Source organism: Streptomyces coffeae, assembly GCF_016741875.1.
GTDB lineage: Bacteria > Actinomycetota > Actinomycetes > Streptomycetales > Streptomycetaceae > Streptomyces > Streptomyces coffeae.
In genome coordinates, this window is record NZ_JAERRF010000007.1 from 173400 (window position 1) to 191085 (window position 17686).

Annotated in this window: 14 protein-coding genes; 4 read left to right on the forward strand and 10 right to left on the reverse strand. The window is 69.1% G+C overall.

The window, feature by feature from the left end; all coding sequences use genetic code 11:
* Positions 1-32 precede the first annotated feature (32 nt).
* From JK363_RS14000 to JK363_RS14030, 7 genes are all read right to left on the reverse strand, one after another.
* Positions 33-1172: a zinc-binding dehydrogenase gene (locus JK363_RS14000; protein WP_201875188.1), complete on the reverse strand. Its 1140-nt coding sequence runs from the start codon at positions 1170-1172 to the stop codon at positions 33-35.
* Positions 1169-1471, reverse strand: coding sequence for a putative quinol monooxygenase (locus tag JK363_RS14005; RefSeq protein ID WP_201875189.1), 303 nt, complete (start codon positions 1469-1471; stop codon positions 1169-1171). Before JK363_RS14005 ends, JK363_RS14000 begins: the two co-directional genes overlap by 4 nt.
* 6 nt (positions 1472-1477) lie before the next feature.
* Positions 1478-2140 carry a glycerol-3-phosphate responsive antiterminator gene (locus JK363_RS14010; protein WP_201875190.1) on the reverse strand — a complete coding sequence of 221 codons (663 nt, stop codon included), beginning with the start codon at positions 2138-2140 and terminating at the stop codon, positions 1478-1480.
* Positions 2141-2182: 42 nt separating this feature from the next.
* Positions 2183-3736: an FAD-binding oxidoreductase gene (locus tag JK363_RS14015; protein ID WP_201875191.1), complete on the reverse strand. Its 1554-nt coding sequence runs from the start codon at positions 3734-3736 to the stop codon at positions 2183-2185.
* Positions 3733-5406: a glycerol-3-phosphate dehydrogenase/oxidase gene (locus tag JK363_RS14020; RefSeq protein WP_201875192.1), complete on the reverse strand. Its 1674-nt coding sequence runs from the start codon at positions 5404-5406 to the stop codon at positions 3733-3735. The genes JK363_RS14015 and JK363_RS14020 overlap by 4 nt, the downstream gene beginning before the upstream one ends.
* 73 nt (positions 5407-5479) lie before the next feature.
* Positions 5480-7057, reverse strand: a complete 1578-nt coding sequence (locus JK363_RS14025; RefSeq protein ID WP_201875193.1) for an FGGY family carbohydrate kinase — start codon at positions 7055-7057, stop codon at positions 5480-5482.
* Positions 7058-7193: 136 nt separating this feature from the next.
* Positions 7194-8624 (reverse strand): MFS transporter, encoded by a 1431-nt coding sequence (locus tag JK363_RS14030; RefSeq protein WP_201875194.1) that lies wholly within the window; start codon positions 8622-8624, stop codon positions 7194-7196.
* 447 nt (positions 8625-9071) lie between these two features.
* On the opposite strand from JK363_RS14030, the gene JK363_RS14035 reads away from it, so the two are divergent.
* Entirely contained in the window at positions 9072-9296 is a 225-nt protein-coding gene (locus JK363_RS14035; protein WP_201875195.1) for a hypothetical protein, read from the forward strand.
* Between the two features lie 302 nt (positions 9297-9598).
* Here the strand turns inward: JK363_RS14035 and JK363_RS14040 are convergent, their stop codons facing one another.
* Genes JK363_RS14040 through JK363_RS42370 form a run of 3 tightly spaced genes read right to left on the reverse strand, consistent with a single transcriptional unit; the run spans position 9599 to position 14722 of the window.
* Complete coding sequence (locus JK363_RS14040; RefSeq protein ID WP_201875196.1) at positions 9599-13975, reverse strand: DUF6531 domain-containing protein; 4377 nt, start codon at positions 13973-13975, stop codon at positions 9599-9601.
* Complete coding sequence (locus JK363_RS14045; RefSeq protein ID WP_201875197.1) at positions 13972-14529, reverse strand: hypothetical protein; 558 nt, start codon at positions 14527-14529, stop codon at positions 13972-13974. The genes JK363_RS14040 and JK363_RS14045 overlap by 4 nt, the downstream gene beginning before the upstream one ends.
* Complete coding sequence (locus JK363_RS42370; RefSeq protein WP_307821719.1) at positions 14516-14722, reverse strand: SseB family protein; 207 nt, start codon at positions 14720-14722, stop codon at positions 14516-14518. Before JK363_RS42370 ends, JK363_RS14045 begins: the two co-directional genes overlap by 14 nt.
* Positions 14723-15295: 573 nt before the next feature.
* Here JK363_RS42370 and JK363_RS14055 point away from each other — a divergent pair.
* From JK363_RS14055 to JK363_RS14065, 3 genes are read left to right on the forward strand one after another with little or no spacing between them, the layout of a single operon-like run.
* A complete protein-coding gene (locus JK363_RS14055; RefSeq protein ID WP_201875198.1) occupies positions 15296-15700 on the forward strand; it encodes a GntR family transcriptional regulator in 405 nt (134 codons plus the stop codon).
* A 17-nt stretch (positions 15701-15717) separates the two neighbouring features.
* Complete coding sequence (locus JK363_RS14060) at positions 15718-16599, forward strand: ABC transporter ATP-binding protein (protein WP_201875199.1); 882 nt, start codon at positions 15718-15720, stop codon at positions 16597-16599.
* Between the two features lie 4 nt (positions 16600-16603).
* Positions 16604-17608 carry an ABC transporter permease gene (locus JK363_RS14065; protein ID WP_201875200.1) on the forward strand — a complete coding sequence of 335 codons (1005 nt, stop codon included), beginning with the start codon at positions 16604-16606 and terminating at the stop codon, positions 17606-17608.
* Positions 17609-17686: the final 78 nt, after the last annotated feature.

Here is a 17686-nt window from a genome sequence, read left to right on the forward strand (position 1 = left end):
CGTCGGGCGTTCTGTCGGCGCGGCGGGTGGGGTCAGCCGTCCAGCATTCCCGATGTGTCGATGACCTGACGGATCGCCCGGCCCGAGGCCAGCTCCTCCATCGCCGTATTGATTCCGGTCAGCGGCAGGGTGCCGGTGTGCATCCGCTCCACCGGCAGCTGGCCCGCCCGCCACAGGTCCAGGAACCGGGGAATGTCGCGGCGTGGCACCGCGTCGCCCATGTACGAGCCCAGCAGGGACTTGCCCTCGCCCGCGAACGTCAGCGCCGGGACCTCCAGCGCCCGGTCGGGGGCGGGCAGGCCCACCGAGACGGCCGTGCCGCCCCGGGCCACGGCCGTCAGGCATTCGGCCATCACTTTCGGGCTGCCCACTGCCTCGACCGCCAGCTCGGCACCACCGGAAGTGAGGTCATGAATCGCCTCGACCGCCTCGCCGGGGGCGTACGTGTGGGTTGCGCCCAGATGGAGGGCCAGCTCGCGCTTCTCCGGTACCGGGTCGACCGCGATGACCGGGTACGCGCCCGCCGCGCGGGCACCCAGCACCGCGGCCAGGCCCACGCCGCCCAGGCCGTAGACCACCGTCGACTGGCCGGGGCGCAGGGACGCCGTATTGATGACGGCTCCGGCGCCGGTCAGGACCGCACAGCCGAACATCGAGGCCACCGTGAACGGGATGTCCTGCGGTATCGGTACCACCGACTCCTGGGCCAGCACCGCGCGTTCGGAGAACGCGGAGACGCCCAGCTGGTGGTGGACCGGGTTGCCGGAGGCGTCGGTCAGCAGGGACGGGCCGTGCAGCAGTGCTCCCGACCCGTTCGCCGCGGCGGCCTGTGCACACAGGGCGGGCCGGCCGGCCGCGCAGTCGGCGCAGAAGCCGCAGCTGGGCACGAAGACCAGGGCCACGTGGTCACCGGGGCGGACCCGGGCGACGCCCGGTCCGGTCTCCTGCACGATGCCCACCGCCTCGTGCCCCAGCGCCATCGGCAGCGGGCGGACCCGGTCGCCGTTGACCACCGACAGGTCCGAGTGGCAGAGCGAGGCGGCCGCGATCCGGACCAGCACCTCGCCCTCGCGCGGGGCGCCCAGCTCCAGCTCCTCCACCTCGACCGGGCGGGTCTCGGAGTAGGGGCGGGCGGTCGATATGCCGCGCAGCACCACCGCACGGGTCTTCATGCCCGCACCTCCGGACGCGGGGCGCAGCGCAGCACGTCACGGCTCTCCAGCAGCGGGACGACCGTGCCGAGCACGATCTCCTGGAAGTGCGGGGTGGCGCAGTGCGCGGTGAAGTCGGCTTCGGAGACGTACTCCTCGTACAGCACGATCGTCCGCGGGTCCTCGGTGCCCTGGTGGACGCGGTAGGCGAGGTTGCCCGGCTCCTGGCGGGACGCGGCGGCCATCGTGTCGAGCAGGGGGAGGACGGTGTTCTCCGCGCCCTCCTTGGTGCGGTAGCGGGCGACGACGACGTATGACATGGGGGCTTACTCCTGGGAGGGTGCGGCAGGTCGCTTCCGTGCGGCGGGCGGAACTGGCGGCAGTTGGTCCCGGCGCAGGTGCCAGAGGCGGGGGTCGGACGTGGCGGCGGCAACGGACCCGAGGGCCAGCGCGAGCGCCACGTCCGCGGGGGTCTCCACGAAGCCCGCGGCGACCGACGGTGACATCGCACGCTGTGCCTGCTCGTTCATCCGGGCGACGATCGGGGCAGGCATGATCTCGACCAGGTCCGGCGCCCCGCGCGAGACCGCGTCCGTGGAGCGGCGCAGATTGGACCGGTCGGTGACGAACACCTTCATCATCGTCAGCAGGCCGAGCGGCCGGCCCTTCTCGATCAGCGAGAGCCGGGTGCTGACCACGCCGTGCGCGCCCATGTTCTTGATGAACTCCAGCGCGCCCCGGTCCTGGGCCAGACCGGGGCTGCTGTCCACGTTCACGAACACGGTCTTCCCCGCCCGGACCAGCGCCGGCACGACCTGGGGCAGCTGCCCCACCGTGAGCGACGCGACGATGCACACCTTGGCCGGTGCGGTCAGGAACTGCCGCAGCGGCTGGGTGGTGACGACCGACGCGATGACCGGGACCTCGGCCAGCGCGGAGGCCAGCCGGGCATCGAGTGGGGCGCCGGACCGGGACGGCGAAGGAGTCATGGCAAGGACCTACCTGGGGTCAAGGGTCTGTGGCTGCTGAGGTCAGCTCAGCGGAGACGTACCGAAGCGGCTGGGAAGGCCCAGCTTGCCAGGGTTGAGGATGCCGGCCGGGTCCAGGGCCTTCTTCACCGCGACGAACGTCGGGAAGCCCGCCCCGAGGGATTCCTCCAGGTAGGGGCCGCGCAGCAGACCGCAGCCGTGGTGGTGGCTGAGCGCCGCGGCGTGCTTGATGAGTACGGAGTTGGCCGCGTCCCACACCGCGCGGTACCAGTCGCGGCGCGACTCGGGCGCCACGTTTCCGCGGAGGGAGAAGTAGACGCAGGCGCCGTCGGTGTACGCGTGGGACTGGTGGGCCGAGGCGGCCAGGGTGCCGTCCACCGCCTGGATCGCGGCGACCACCTTGTCGTAGATCACCGGGAGGTCGGTCCAGGACGCGGCCATCTCCAGGGTGTCGGCGACGAAGCCCGGACCCGGCTTGAAGCCTTCGGCGGACTTGCCGACCAGCATCCGCTCGTCCAGCCAGCGCTCGAAGACGGCCTGGCTGTCCAGCTCGGGGCCGTACTCCTCGCAGACCTCCTTCGCCACCTCGATCGACGCGTCGACGATGACCGGGTCGCCCTCGTCGGCGATCAGCAGGAGGTTGGTCTCCGGGTGGCCGAAGTGGTTGCCCGACTCCAGAGCGTCGTACAGGCGCAGGACGGCCGGGGTGGCGCCGCGCTGCATGATCCTGCGGCAGGCCTCCAGGCCCTCCGCGAAGGTCGTGAAGCCGTACGCGACGGCGCTCGCATACTCCGGCAGCGGGTGGACCCGCAGCCGGGCCGAGACGATGACACCGAGGGTGCCCTCGGAGCCGACGAACAGCTGGCGCAGGTCCGGGCCGACCGCGGCGCGGGCGTAGTCGCCGTACGTGGCCCGGGTGCCGTCCGCGTGGACGACGTCGACGCCGATGACCATGTCCTCGATCTTGCCGTAACGCGTGGAGAGCTGACCGGCGCCGCGGCAGGCGATCCAGCCGCCGACGGTGGAGACGGCGAACGCGGACGGCCAGTGGCCGGTGGTGACGCCGTACTCCTCCTGGAGTTGCTTCTCGAAGAGGTCGCCGAACATGCCGGCCTGGACGTCCACGATGTTCGACTCGGCGTCGAAGCCGGTGATCTGGTTCATCCCGCAGACGTCCAGGACGACGCCGCCGAAGACGGGGAGCGCGGCACCGGTGACGTTGGAGCGGCCCGCGGACGGGGTGACAGGGATGCCGGCCTCGTGGCAGATCCGCAGCACGGCCGCGACCTGTTCCGCGTCGGCGGCCTCGACGATCACGGCGTTCGGGGTGGCGGGACGGCCCTCGGTCTCGCCGATCATCGAACCGGCCCACCAGTCACGGGTCCGGGTGACCACCTCGTCGCGGGAGGTGTGCACCGCGTGCGCGGCCTCGCGCAGCGCCTCGACCACGGACTCGGGGACCTCGACCGGGTTCACCTGGAGCGCGGCCTCGCCGTCACCGATCGGGGTGTTCCGCGCCCACGTGGCGAAGCTGGGGGCGCCGACGGTGTAGTTACCCCGGTTGAACGGGTGGGTGATGGTCTGACGGCTGATCATGCTGCTGCCCCTTCGAGGAGTACGGACTTTTCGTGACGGACGGCTGAGAGGTACTCGGCGACCGAGCGCTCGACCTCCGCCTCCGTGAGGTTCAGTTCCTGGCCGAGGAGCGCGCCGACGGCCTCGGCGGCGTCGACGGAGGCGTCCCGGGCGAACAGCCGGGCGCGCGTGCGGCGGGAGAGGACGTCGTCGACCGACCGGGCCAGCTCGGAACGGGCCGCGTACACGACCTCCGCCTTGGTGTACGGGAGTCCGGCGACGATCGGCTCGGCCAGCGACGGGTCGTCCTGGATGAGGTCGCCGACGAAGCGGGCCTCGGTGCCGAAGCGCTCGCCCAGGTGGGCGGCGATGCCACCGGACGCGGCGACGGCTTCGGCGTCGTAACCTGCGCCGCCGAGGAGCGGGAGGTCGGTGGTGCGGCTCTTCCCTCTGCGGCCGAGGACCGTCATCACCTTGTCGATGACGAGTTCGCCCATGTGCCGGCTGGTGGTGAGCTTCCCGCCGGTCACCGTCACCATGCCGGTGCGGCCGACGGTGATGTGGTGGTCGCGGCGCATATCGAGGGTGGCGCCCTCCTTGCCGCCGACCAGCGGGCGCAGACCGCCGATGGAGCCGACCACATCGTCCGCGGTGAGCTTTCCGTCGAAGGCGGTGTTGGCACCCTCCAGCAGGAAGCCCATCTCCTCGCGGGTGCAGTGCACATCGTCCGGGGAGCCCTGGTAGTCCTCGTCGGTGGTGCCCAGCACGACATTGTTGCCCCAGCGGGTGCAGGTCGCGCGGCGGGCCCGGCCGGGGATCGGCACGGTGACGGTGCAGTTGATCCGCACCTTGTCCCACGGCACCACGATATGGACGCCCTTGGCGGGCCGGACCTGCGGCCGGTGACCTTCATCCGCCTTCGCGTCCAGCTCGTCGGTCCACACCCCGGTGGCGTTGACGACGGCCCGCGCGCGGATGTCGATGGTGTCGCCGTCCGCCGAGACCCGGGCACCGGACACCTTGCCCGTCTGCATCAGCAGGCCTTCTGCCCTGGCCCCGTTGAGGACCGTCGCGCCGAGCGCGGCGGCGGTGCGGACGATGGTGAGGACCAGCCGGGCGTCGTCGGTGCGGGCGTCGAAGTACATCAGCCCGCCCTTGAGGTTCTCGGCGCGCAGCGTCGGAGCCTGGGCGAGCACCTCGGGAACGGTGAGCCGCTGGTGGAGCTTGCCGATCCGCCATCCGCCGACCAGGTCGTACGTCCACAGCAGGCCCTCGAAGCCCTTGGCGAGGCGGGCGTCGAAGACACCCTCCTTCTCCAGGATCGGGAAGAGGAAGGGCAGCCGGTGCACCAGGTGCGGGGCGTTCTTCCGGAAGCGGTGGCGTTCCAGGAGCGAGTGGCGGACCAGATTGACGTTGCCCTGCTCGATGTAGCGCAGGCCGCCGTGCACCATCTTCGACGACTTCGACGAGGTGCCGGAGGCGAAGTCGTCCTTCTCGATCAGGGCTGCGCGCAGCCCGCGCGAGGCGGCGTCGAGCACGGCGTACGCCCCGGTGATGCCGCCGCCGATGACGAGCACGTCGTAGGTGTCGTCGGCCAGTTGGCGCTTGATGGCGGCCCGGTCGAGCAGCAGCGGCGTCCGACGGGTCGCCGCGGCGGTGCGCCGCGGTTTCCGGGCGGGCATGGTGATCACAACATCAACTCCTGGTGTTTCGGTACGGCGGCCGCGTGGTCGGCGGGCCGCCAGTGCGACGGTCAGTGCGCCGTCAGTGGGGGGTGTGAGGTTCGGGCGGACCCTCCCGCAGGGGGAGCAGCGCGGGGTCGTTCAGATGGGCGATCAGCACATCGCGCCAGGCGGTGCGCAGTTCGGTGCGCTCGGCCGACGTGATCGACGGCTCGAATACCCGGCCCTGTGGCTGCGCCTCGACGACCTCTTCGAGCGAGGGCCACAGGCCCTGGGCGACACCCGCCAGATAGGCGGTGCCGCGCAGGCTCGCGGTGGCGGAGTCGGCGACCCGCTCCAGCGGCAGGCCGGTCAGGTCGGCCTGGATCTGCATCAGTGGGTCGCTGCCGGAGACGCCGCCGCCGAGCCGGAGCCGGGTGAACGGGGTGCCCATGGTGTCGGCGACCCCGTCGATCAGGTCGCACACCGAGTGCGCGATCCCGTCGAGCACGGCGCGGGCGAGATCGGCGCGAGTGGTGGCGAGAGTGAGCCCGGTGAGGGACGCGGTGGCCTCCGGGTGCCAGACCGGCGTACGGACCCCGGCGAGCGCCGGGACGAAACGCGGGGTGCGGCCTGGCCGGGTGGGGACCCGGCCCGCTTCCTCACCGAGCTCCTTCGGCGACGCGAACAGGCCCAGATCGTCACAGAGCCAGCGCAGCGCCGAACCCACGGTGGAGGTGTATGCCTCCAGGCTGTAGTGGCTGATGTCGCCCTGCCGCCGGCCGGGCTGGGCGAGCACCCCGGAGATGTCCGGCCGGGGCAGGGCGGGCGTGGTGCCGGTCGCCGCGTCGACGAAGGCGCCGGTCCCGTACATGCACATGCCCTGCCCGGCGGCGAGACCGCCGAGCGCGACGAGTGCGGCGTGCTGGTCGCCCATGGAGGCGGCCAGCGGGACGGCGATCCCGAGGGTGGCCGGGTCGGTGGTACCGAATCCGGTGTCGTCGGAGCGGAGTTCCGGCAGCAGGTCGAGGGGGAAACCGAGGTGGCTGATCCATGCCTCGTCCCAGGCGTGCCGCTCCAGCAGATAGCCACCGGTGGACGCGGCGTTGGTCGGCGTGGTGGCGTAGACGGCGCCGCCGGTGAGGCGCCAGATCAGCCAGGTGTCGACGGTGCCGAAGAGCAGCCGGCCCTGGCGGTACGCGGCGGCCACCTCGGGGTGCTCGGCGATCTGCCGGGCGGCCCAGAGGAACGGGGCGCGGGCGCCGACCGGCCGGCCCTGCCGGGCCAGCAGGACGGCGTCCCACTCCGCCTCGTAGGCGGTGAGCTCATGGGCATACCGGCGGTCCTGCCACACCACCGCGGGCAGGAGCGGCTGCCCGGTGACCCGGTCCCACAGCATCGCCGTGGCGCGCTGTGTGGACAGCGCGACCGAGGTGATCTCGATGCCGTCCTCGCGTGCCCCGCCGACGGCCCGGCGCGCCACTTCGAGGGTGGCGGTCCAGATCTCCATCGGGTCCTGCTCGACCGAGAGGTCATTCGGATGGCTGACCTTGATCGGCCGGTAGAACACCTCGTAGGTGGCGCCCGAGTCGAGCACGACTCCGGCCCGGGTGCCCGTGGTGCCCTCGTCGATGGACAGCACACCGCGCCGTGGGAAGGCGCCGGGGAACGTCTGCGTCATGGCAGCCCTTTCATTCGAGCACCGCGAGCGAGCCGTGCGGAGGGATAGGGAGGGGACGGATGCGGAGGGACGGATACGGAAGGACGCACACGCAGGGGAGGGGACCACTGCGCGGTGCGCCAGGTCCGGCGGCGGGTCAGTGCGCGGGCACGGAGGGCGCCGCAGTGGCGTCGCGGTCCTGTCCGGCGACCTCGTCGGGCGAGGCGGCCTTCATCGGATCCCATTTGATCACCAGGCAGGTGATCAGGCCGAGCAGCGGCACGACGGACAGCGTCAGGAAGGTGTCGGCGAGTCCGAGCGAGTCCTTGATCTGCGGAAACACATACAGGCCGGCGACACTGCCGAAGCTGCCGACCATCCCGGTGACACCGGTGCCCAGGGCGCGGACGTCACTGGTGTAGGAGAGCGCGGCGATGGACTTGCCGTTGGCGCCGGGGCCCGCCGAATGGCAGAGGATGAACAGCACCGGCAGCAGGAACGCCACGGCCGTGGGCACCTTCTCAAAGGTTAGCCCCATCGCCACCAGGGCCACGAAGACCCCGGCAAAACCGGCGGCGGAGCTGAGCCGCAGCCCGAGGCGGCGGCCGAAGTATGCGGACAGCAGCCCGCCCGCGATACCGAAGGCGTTGAACACCATCGAGCCGATGGTGGCCTTCTCGAAGCTCTCGCCGAAGATCGTCAGGCTGATCAGCGGGAGGTACCAGCCGACGGCGAAGTACTGCATCGCCTGCGCGAGCGAGATCACCGATGAGAGGATCGTGCGCGGCAGGTACGCGCCCTTGAACAGAAGCCCGGTCTGGCGGAACCCGATGACCGGTGCCTCAGCCACGGTGCGGGTCATCGCGTCGGGCGTACCGACGACGGCCTCGATCCCGTAGATCCGGTCCAGGTTGGCGACGGACTCGTCCAGTCGGCCCTTGCTGGCCAGCCAGGTGGGGCTCTCCTTGAGCATCAGCGCCTGGCTCAGCAGCAGCGCGACGGCGATGACCGCGGCCGAGCCGACCGACCAGCGCCAGATGTCGGCGCCGACGTCCAGGTTGAAGAAGACCAGGGCCAGGGCGAGGTTGCTGGTGGTGGCGATGTACCAGACGGCTTGCCACAGGTTGAGCCGGCCGCCCAGCTTCGCGGGCGTGTACTCGGCGAGCAGCGCCATGGCGACCGCGAAGTCGATGCCGTACGCGACGCCCACCAGGACCCGGCCGAGCCACACGACGGTGAAGTCACCGGCGAACGCGGCGAGCAGGCCACCCGCGATCGCGAACACCTTGGCGATGAGCAGCGGGGGAACCCGGCCGATGCGGGTGGCGAGCCAGCCACCGAGGGGGTTGAAGATGATGGCCAGCGCCGGAGCGGTGGCCGTGAGGATCGAGACTTGGGTGGTGGTGAGCTCCATCTGGGTCGTCATGGGCCCCAGACCGGCGCTCAGCGCCGCGTTCGAGTAGGCGTCGAGGAACAGCCCGCCGAACACGAGGAACCAGATGATCTGCGCCCGGCCGGTGATCTTTCCCAGCCCATCGATGAGCGCAACGACGTCGGCGACGCCTCTGACGCTCGGACGTTGTGCCATGAATCCGCCTTCGAGGAAGACCTACCGGCGGCACGGGGAGCACAGAAAAGGGCACGACGAAGCCACCGACAGGTGGTCTATGTCTGTGCCTGCCAAAACACTGCGGAAAGCGCCGCAGCACGTGAACTGCTGGAACTGCCAACTACGCGGTGCAGCGAGATTAGGAACCAGCCATGAGGAACGTCAAGGGCTTCGGCCAGGTTACCGAAACGTGACGGGCTGGGCTCAGGGGGGCCTGCGGGAGCTGGAGGGGCTGTTGACCGGCGCGGAGGCGCTGTGTACGAAGCGGGACGCCGAGCTGAGGGTGGCGGCCGGCATGACCGTGGCCGAGTATCCGGTACCGGGCCGGAGCGGCGAGCTGCGCCGCACCTGTGCCGTTCGGAAACTCATCGCTGCTGCTCGGAGCGGGTCTGGCGGTCCATCACGGTCTGCTGGAACCTTGTCCGGATGATCGTCTCTCTGGTGTACCAAGTGGCTGGGAAGCTACTTGCGTTCCCGGCGTTGCTGCATCTCACGAGGCCTGTGCGGTACGAGCCGGCGGATCGGCTGTGGTTCGCGGCGCTGTCGTCGCTGATCCCCCGGTGCCGGTGGGCGAACGTGTTCCCCATGACGCCCGCGACACGCAGCCCCGCCAAGCGAATCTTGGCAGGGCTGCTGCACGTCAATCTCTGATTCTTACTCTCCTACAAACCGCAGAAATCGATGGGCTCGCAGCAGGCACTCGTGACACAACATCACTAGCGTGTCTGCAAACTCCTCCGACACGATTTCCGGATTGGATCTCACTTCGGAAAGCTCTTCCAGCAAGGATTTCACCTGGAGCCGGTTCAGTACCGTATCCCCATACGGATCCAAGTGACCCAGCATCGGGTACCTCTTACGATCCACACCACTGAGAACTGGATCAAATTCTGGGTCTGCGGCAACGGATGTCACGAGATCCCCTTTGCCTGACCTTACGTCGACCCTAATCATCAGGGGTCCAAGTCACGAGGGAGTCCTGGATGCATGGTGATCAATTCTCCATCTATGCCATCACGAATGATTGTATAGGTCTTCGTCGCGAGACCGTGCCGGTCGGTCCCTACGATCTCTCTGGCGGTAATGAAGTACCGAATGTTTCCCGTGGCGGCTTGATAATGGCCGATCTGCCCGGCACTCCCCGTGGCCAACTCCGCGAGGTCTGCGCCATCCTCAAAGAGAGACTTCGTTGCATCTGCTTCGGCACCGCCTCTCGTATGACGAGGAATGACGTGATCTTCGATGGAGTAGGAATCCTCGGAGCAGCCTTCGAGACCGAGTGGGTCCCGCCAGGTCTGGGGGTTGTGCACATAGGCGTGGGGGCTTGGTGCTGGGGCGAGGCCGAGGGGGTCGGGCGTGAGGTAGTGAGCGGTTTCGGGGTCGTAGTAGCGGTGATGGTTGTAGTTCAGGCCGGTTTCGGGGTCAGCGTACTGGCCGGGGAAGCGGAGGGGGCAGGTGGCGGTGCCGGGTGGGCCGGGGAGGGGAGTGCCCCAGAGGGTGGTGCGGTGCTGCCAGGTCAGGTCGCCGTCGGGGGTGATGAGTTCAGTGGGTGTGCCGATCGGGTCCGTGACGATGGCGTGGAAGCGGGTCGACCCCAGTTCCTGGTCGGCCTGGGTCAGAGGGCGGTGGGTGTCGGGGGAGTAGTCCCAGCTCGTCGTCAGGCCGTCGTGGGTGGTCTGTTCGGTCAGGCGGCTGGTGTCCCAGGTAAAGGTGAGGGCGACTTTGCCCTGGCTGCTCTTCGCTGTGCGGCGGCCGAGTGGATCGTAGGTGTAGGTCCACTCCTGGCCGTCCGGAGTAGTGGCTCTGGTGAGGCGGTCTTCGGCGTCCCAGGTATAGGTCCAGGTGCGGGTCTGACCGTTGAGGAGTTTGCGGGTCTTGCGGATCAGGCGGCCTGCCGCGTCGTGCTGGTACCTGGTCCGGCCGGCGTGGCGGATGAGGGTGCCGTCGCAGGTGCGCTCACCCGCCGCGGGGTGGTCCGGCGCTGCGGCATGGTTCTGGTTGCCCACTGGGTCGTAGGTGTACTTCTCCGTCCAGCCATGTGCCTGAACGCCCGTCACCCGCCCCATGGTGTCGAGAGTGAACCGGCGGGTTCCGGTGGTGAGTTCGCGGATCTGGGTGACATAGCCGTCGGGACGATAGGTGTAGGCGCGGTGCTGGAGCAGGTGCTCCTCGGAGGAGGCGGTGAGAGTCTGGGTTGCCAGACGGCCCGCCTCGTCCCAGTCCTGGGTGAGGGCGACGTCTCCTGTGACACGCTGGATTGCCCGGCCCGCCGCATCATGGGTGAAAGTGAGGGTGTGGCCGGCCGTGGCAAGGGTGGATGGGCGGCCCGTCGCGTCGTAGGTCCAGGCGGAAGTGAGACCGGACGGGGTGGTGCGGTGGGTTTGATTGCCCACTGAATCATAAACATACGTGGATGTACGGCCGTTGACCGTCTCAGCGATGATGCGTCCGAGTGGATCGCGCTCTACGGTCAGCTCCGTGCCCACGTTCGACGCCTGGGACAGGGCGCCGTTCGCGTCGTAGGTGTAGTTCGCCACCTCGCCGGTGGACTCGTCGTGCTGGGCGACCACGCGCCCCGCTGTGTCCAGGGTGTAGCGCAGTGTTTCCCCGAGTGCGTTGGTCCGGGCGGTGAGGCGGCCCGCCGTGTCGCGTTCGTAGGTGCGCCTGGCGCCGTTGAAGTCGGTTTCCGCGGTCGGACGGCCCGCAGCGTCGTACGTGTAGTGCCATTGCCTGCCCTGGGGATTGGTGACTTCGGTCAGGCGCAGTTCGGTGTCGTAGGCGAAGGTGTAGTGGGCGCCGTCGGGGTCGGTGCGGGTGGCGGGCTGGTCGAAGTGGGTGTGCGTGTAGGCGGTGGTGTGTCCGGCCCGGTCGGTGTGGCGGGCGAGGTTGCCTTCGGTGTCCCACCGCCACACCTCACGGGCACCACCGGGGCCCTCACGCCAGGCTGGTTGGCCTTCGATGGTCCAGCCCTGTCGGGTGGTGTTGCCCAAGGGGTCGGTGATGGCGATGACGCGGCCATGTGGACCGCGGCGGGCACGGGTGGTGTTGCCCAGGGCATCGGTGATGGCCATGGGGAGGCCGGCCGCGTTGGTGGTGACCTGCGTGGTGTGGCCGAGAGAGTTGGTGATCGTCGAGAGATGCCCTGACGCGTTGTAGGTGTAGCGGGTGGTGGAGCCGTTGGGATCAGTGGTCGAGGTGCGCGCACCGCGGTCGTCATAGGTGTGGCGCCATAGGGCGCCGTTCGGCTCGCGGATCTCCAGGGGGAGGTCCTGGTCGTCGTAAGCCGCCTCCGTCACGCTTCCGTCGGGGCGTTCGATGGCGATCAGGCGGTCTTGATCGTCGTAGCGGTAGCGGGTGGTGTGGCCCAACGGGTTCGTGACCGCGATGGGATGGCGGTTGTTGGCATCCCACTCGGTGTGGGTGGTGTTGCCCAGTGGGTCGGTCTCTGCGATGACCCGGTATGCCTCGTTGCAGACGTAGGTGGTGGTGTTGCCCTGGGAGTCGGTGTAGCGGTTGGTGCGGGTCTCGTTGTCGTAGTGCATACGGCCGGACAGGATGCCGTCCGGGCCGATGCCACGCAGAACACGGCCACGGTGATCGTAGACGTAGGCGTAGGAGGTGCCGTTGCGGTCGGTCCAGGACGTGATGCGGTGGGCGTCGTCGTACTGGAAACGCAGTGGCATTCCCGTGGAGTTGATGACCTTGCTCAGGTCTCCGGCTTCGCTGTAGTCGTAGGAGATCAAGGTGGTGCTGCGCTGGTGCCCTGCGCCGTGGAGCAGCCGTAGGGCGGTGATGCGCAGCGCCTGCGGATCAGTGTCGATGGCGATGCGGTAGCCGCCGGAGTGGCTGATCTCCGCCGGTGCACCTTGTGCGTCATAGGCGATGGAGATGCGGTCGCCTTCGCCGGTGCGGTCGGTGATCGCCGTCAGGACCAGCTCTCGACCGCCCGCCGGGAGTGGCGCGAAGTGCAGGGTGCGGTTGTGTTCCGGTGCGGTGATGGTGAACGTGCTGTCCGGTTTGCCGTCCCAGCACAGCGGCCAGCGCGGCCCGGAGACCGGCAGGGTGGGGATGTCGGGCTCGGGGATCGGGTAGGCCAGGAGCATGCCGTCGTCGGTGATGTAGATGACGCCGGCGTCGTCGATCTCCAGGCGCTGGTCGAGGGTGCCCGCCCACGTGCGGCCGAGCCAGCCACCGCAGGGGTGCCCGGAGACGTAGTGCCGCTCCAGGACCAGCGGGAGCAGTCCGGGCAGGGTGACGTCGGTGGCGGACATGACCATCTCGCCGGTGGCGACGTCGATCGGTTCACCCTTTTTGGGGCGCTCGCCGTTGGGGGTGTTGTTGTTGTCCGGGTCGCTGTCCGTGCGTTTGCGGGCGCTGCCGTCGCGACCGAGGGCGCGTTCGCGGTTGAGGAGGCGTTGCGCGGCGTTCTTGGCCACGTTGCCGCCGCGGCGGATGGCGCCGGTGCCGCCGGTGGCCAGTGCCAGGAGGAGGTCGGGGGTGAGTTGTCCGGCGGCGCGGGCGGGGTTGCGCTGCCACTCGTCCCAGTTGACGACGGCCTTGGCGAACTCCTTGGGGTGGTCGACGGCGTAGGCGACACCGTCCGCCATGCCCGCGAGCCGCAGCCCAGCCCCCTGGGGCCCGTCCTCGACGAGATACTCGAACTCCTTGTACCAACCGTGGGCGGTGTCCTTCGCTCCCCCGAAGAAGTCCCCCCACTTCTGCTTGAGGTAGTCCACGCCCTCGGGGGCCGCGGGCTTGTCCGGGGCCTTCTCCTTGGCGGTGTCGAGTGTGCGCTTGGCGGTGTCGACGACGAGCTTGAGTTCCTTCTCCAGCTTGTCCAGGCGCTTGTAGCAGGCGTCCAGCGCTGCCATCCCCGGATCGTCCTCCGGTGGCTTCTCCGGCAGGGGATCGTCCTTGCGGTCATCCGCCTCGCTGTAATCCTTCCACCGCTGCCAGTGGCGCTTGGACGCCGCCCGCGCCTCATCGGCGTCGTCGATGATCGGCTTGACGCGCTTCTGCACCGACCGCAGCTTCGCGGCGTACGAGTCCAGTGCGCTCGCGGCGGAGGTGAAGTAGGTCCTGGCCGAGCCCAGTTCCTTGGGCAGCTTCTCCGTCGCGCCCTGGAAGCCCTCCGACGCGGCGCCGGTCCAGTTCATCAGGGACAGGACGTCGAGCTGGTCCACCCCGTCCTGGAACGCCCCCGCGTACGCGCGGAGTTTGACCGCCAAGTCCTCGATACTGGTGGGGCTGCCGGGGATGACGTCGGAGGGTTTGGCGTTGGCGGGTATGCGCTCGGTCGTGCCGCCCTCGGTCGCGTCCTTCTGGGTCATGCGGTCACTCCCTTGGAACCGCCGTCGACTTCCCAGCCGCCGTCGTAGCGAAGCCGCGGGTTGGTGGGCACGTCTCCGGTGTAGGTGCCGCCGTCATCGTCGTCGAGCCAGGGTTCCCGGTAGATCTCCGGTGGCGGGTCGAACTTCGGCCGGTAGCCGTCCTTCCACGCCTTCAGGCCGTGTTCGCCGAAGGGGAGTTTGGCCATGTTGTCCTCGGTCGGCGCAAAGTCCTTGATGCGCAGCAGATCGGCGAGCATGTAGGCGGCGATCACCTGCCGCAGTGTCTCCACCACGACGCCGGCGTGGTCGGCCACCCGGCCCATACCGAACCCCCAGGCCGAGAGCAGCTTCTCCGAGGAGTCGTAGATGTCGAAGTCCGCGGAGTTCCCGATGCTGTCGGCCAGTGTCTTCCAGTCCTTCTTGATCTTCCGTGCGGCTACGACTGACTCCTCCAGCGGCGCCAGCACCTTCCGCACCGAAGCGATCTCGACCCGGTAGCCATCACCGGGCTTCGGCCCATCCGCCGCCGAACCACCCTTGTCATCCCCCGACATGCTTTTCCCCCGCTTTCCCGGCGGCCCTCAGGGCCACCGCATCCAGCATGAACATCCGTGGCCCCAGCGGATCCACCAACGCACGCGCTCCCGCGGGCAACAGCTGGACGAGGTCCTCGACCGTCGTCGACGCCCACGCGCACACACCCGCGAACAGAGCAAGCCGCTCCACTGAGGTGAAGACCGGCACCACCGGGCCCCATTCTGTCTCGGAGACCAGAAAGCCCAGTTCGTCCGGCCGCTCGAAGTTACAGACGCGCGGAAGCCAACCCCGCCGGCTTTTCCCGCTCTGACACCTGCGTTGCGGTTTCCTGCCACGCTAAGTCGACCAGCGTCGGCCTGCCGTCGCGCTCTGACGTACCCAAGGTGTCCCCCCCTCCCCTGCACATGACAGCAAGTTTCGCACGGGCAAGCGACACTCTGGGCGATCGACCTCTTCGTATCCCCTCAGCAGAGGGCATCACCTGGACGTACGCGCTGAGCCGGTAGGTCGAGCCGGGCTTGACGGCGACGGTCTGGGAGCAGGTGGCGTTGAACGGCGGCGCCGCTGTGGACGGGGGAGGCGGCTGTGCTGCTGCCGCGGGCGAGGGCGGCCGAGCCTGTGCTGTTCGGAAACCCGTCGCTGGTGGTCAGGCAGCGTATCTGTACTCGTCGATCATGCCGCCTCGGTCGAACCCTTGCACAGCGGGCAGGCCGGTTGGTCTTGACAGGCTGGCCAGTGCCACACACAGTTGTCCTACTGTCCTAGGACAGTAGGAGATGAGAGATGATCGAGTTCGTGCTCGACGGCCGCTCAAAGGGGGCCACCTATACGCAGCTGGTGCTGCAGGTCAAACAGGCGCTGCGGGTCGGTCTAGCGCAGCCCGGTGACCAGCTGCCCAAGGTGCGTGACGTGGCACAGACGTTGGCGATCAACCCGAACACGGTCCTCAAGGCCTACCGGGTACTGGAGATCGAGGGCCTTGCCGAAGGCCGACCGGGGGTGGGCACCTTCCTCGTGGGCACCCTCGCCGGCCCGTCGCTGGCGAATCAGGCCGAGCTGCGTGAGCAACTGGTGGCCTGGCTGCACAAGGCTCAGGTCGCCGGGCTCGCTCCGGAGGACATCACAGCCCTGATCGACACCACCGTGCGGGCCACCCTCGACAGTCCAGCGGTGAAGCACATCCTGTGAACAGCGCGGGAGCACACATGACAGGCATAGCACTGGAAACCGGCGCGCTCGGCAAACGCTACGGGCGCACCTGGGCGCTGCGGGGATGCACGCTGCACCTGCCGGCCGGGCAGATTGCCGGGCTGGTCGGCCCGAATGGTGCAGGCAAGTCCACGCTGCTGCACCTGGCCGTGGGCCTGCTAAGGCCGGACGAGGGAAAGGTGCGCATCTTCGGCCAGGACCCGCGCACCGCGGTGTTGACCGACATCGGGTTCGTGGCCCAGGAGACCCCGCTGTACCGGGACTTCACCGCCACCGAGCTGATCACCTTGGGCGGCAAGCTCAACCAGCGCTGGGACGTCGAGCTCGCCCGCAGCCGGCTCGCCCAGCTCGGCATCCCCGCCGACAGGCCGGTCGGCAAGCTCTCCAGTGGGCAACGCGCCCAAGTCGCACTCGCCCTCGCACTGGCCAAACGCCCCCGCCTGCTGCTGCTCGACGAGCCGGCCGCCGCCTTGGACCCCCTGGCGCGCCGCGAGTTCCTCCAAACCTTGATGGGCGCCGTCGGTGATACCGGTGCCACCGTCCTGCTCTCCTCTCACCTGATGGCCGACCTGGAGCGGGTCTGCGACTACCTGATCGTGCTGCAAACCGGCCACGTCCAGCTCGCGGGCGCGGTCGACGACCTGCTCGCCGAACACCGCACCCTGGTCGGCCCCCGCACCGCATCCGGCGCGCTCCCCGGCGGCGCACAGGTCATCCGCGCCAGCCACACCGACCGGCAGTCCACCCTGCTCGCGCGCATCGCGCGCCCCATCGAGAACCCGGCGTGGGCGCAGCACGAGGTGACCCTCGAAGACCTCGTCCTGGCCTACCTCGCCGCCGCCGACACTCCCACAGCCCCCACCTGTATGGGGAAGTGACGGCATGATCTGGCTCACCTGGCGCCAGCACCGCAAGCAGGCCCTGGTCACCGTCATAGCCCTGGCCGCGTTGGCCGCGGTCACGGTGCCCACCGGAGTGGCGATGCACCGCACGTTCACCGACTCCGGCCTGGCCGCCTGCCTGGACAAGCTCGGCACCTCCACACTGACGTCGATGGACGCCTGCGTCACCCTCGGCCAGAAGTTCGATAACCAGTACCAGGGCATGACCTACGTCGGCATCCTGTTCGTCTTCCTGCCGCTGCTGGTCGGCATGTTCTTCGGCGCCCCCCTGTTCGCCCGCGAATTCGAGCACGGCACCCACCGGCTGATATGGACCCAGGGCGTCACCCGCCTGCGCTGGGCGCTGGTCACGTTCGGACTGGTCGGCACCTTCGTCACCGTCCTCGCCGTGGTCTACGCGCTCGGGGTGTCCTGGTGGTTCGCGCCCCTGGCCGCCGCCGGCGGTGGACGCCTGTCCTACACCGCCTTCGACATACAGGGAATCGCACCGATCGGCTACTCCCTGTTCGCCCTGGCCCTGGGTATCTTCGCCGGAACCGTCTGCCGCAAGGTCCTGCCCGCCATGGGCGTCACCCTCGCCGGATACGCCCTCGTGCGCATCCTGATCGAGACCCTGGCCCGGCCCCGCTACCTGGCCCCCAGAACACTGAGCGTTCCCATCACCAGCAACCAGCAGTTCAACACCCTCTCCGGCGACTGGATCTACTCCCAGGGCGTCATCAACGCCAACGGCAAACTCGTCGTACCCAACACCACATACACCTGCGGCGCCCCTCCTGGAAGCGCACACGCCTCCCACGGAGCCGCATCGTGCGGGAGCAACCTCGTCCAGCAGGGTCTGGGCCCCGCGCCGTTCAAGAACTGGATCCAGTACCAGCCCGCCGATCGCTTCTGGGCCTTCCAGACCATCGAAACTGTCGCCTTCCTCGCCCTGGCCGCGCTCCTGCTCTACCTGGCCGTCCGCCGCCTCCGCCTGATCGCCTGACCGAGTGGCTACCAGCGCGCAGACCAGGACCAGGACAACGACCAGGTAGGCAGGAGTTCCTCATCGTGATGTCACTCC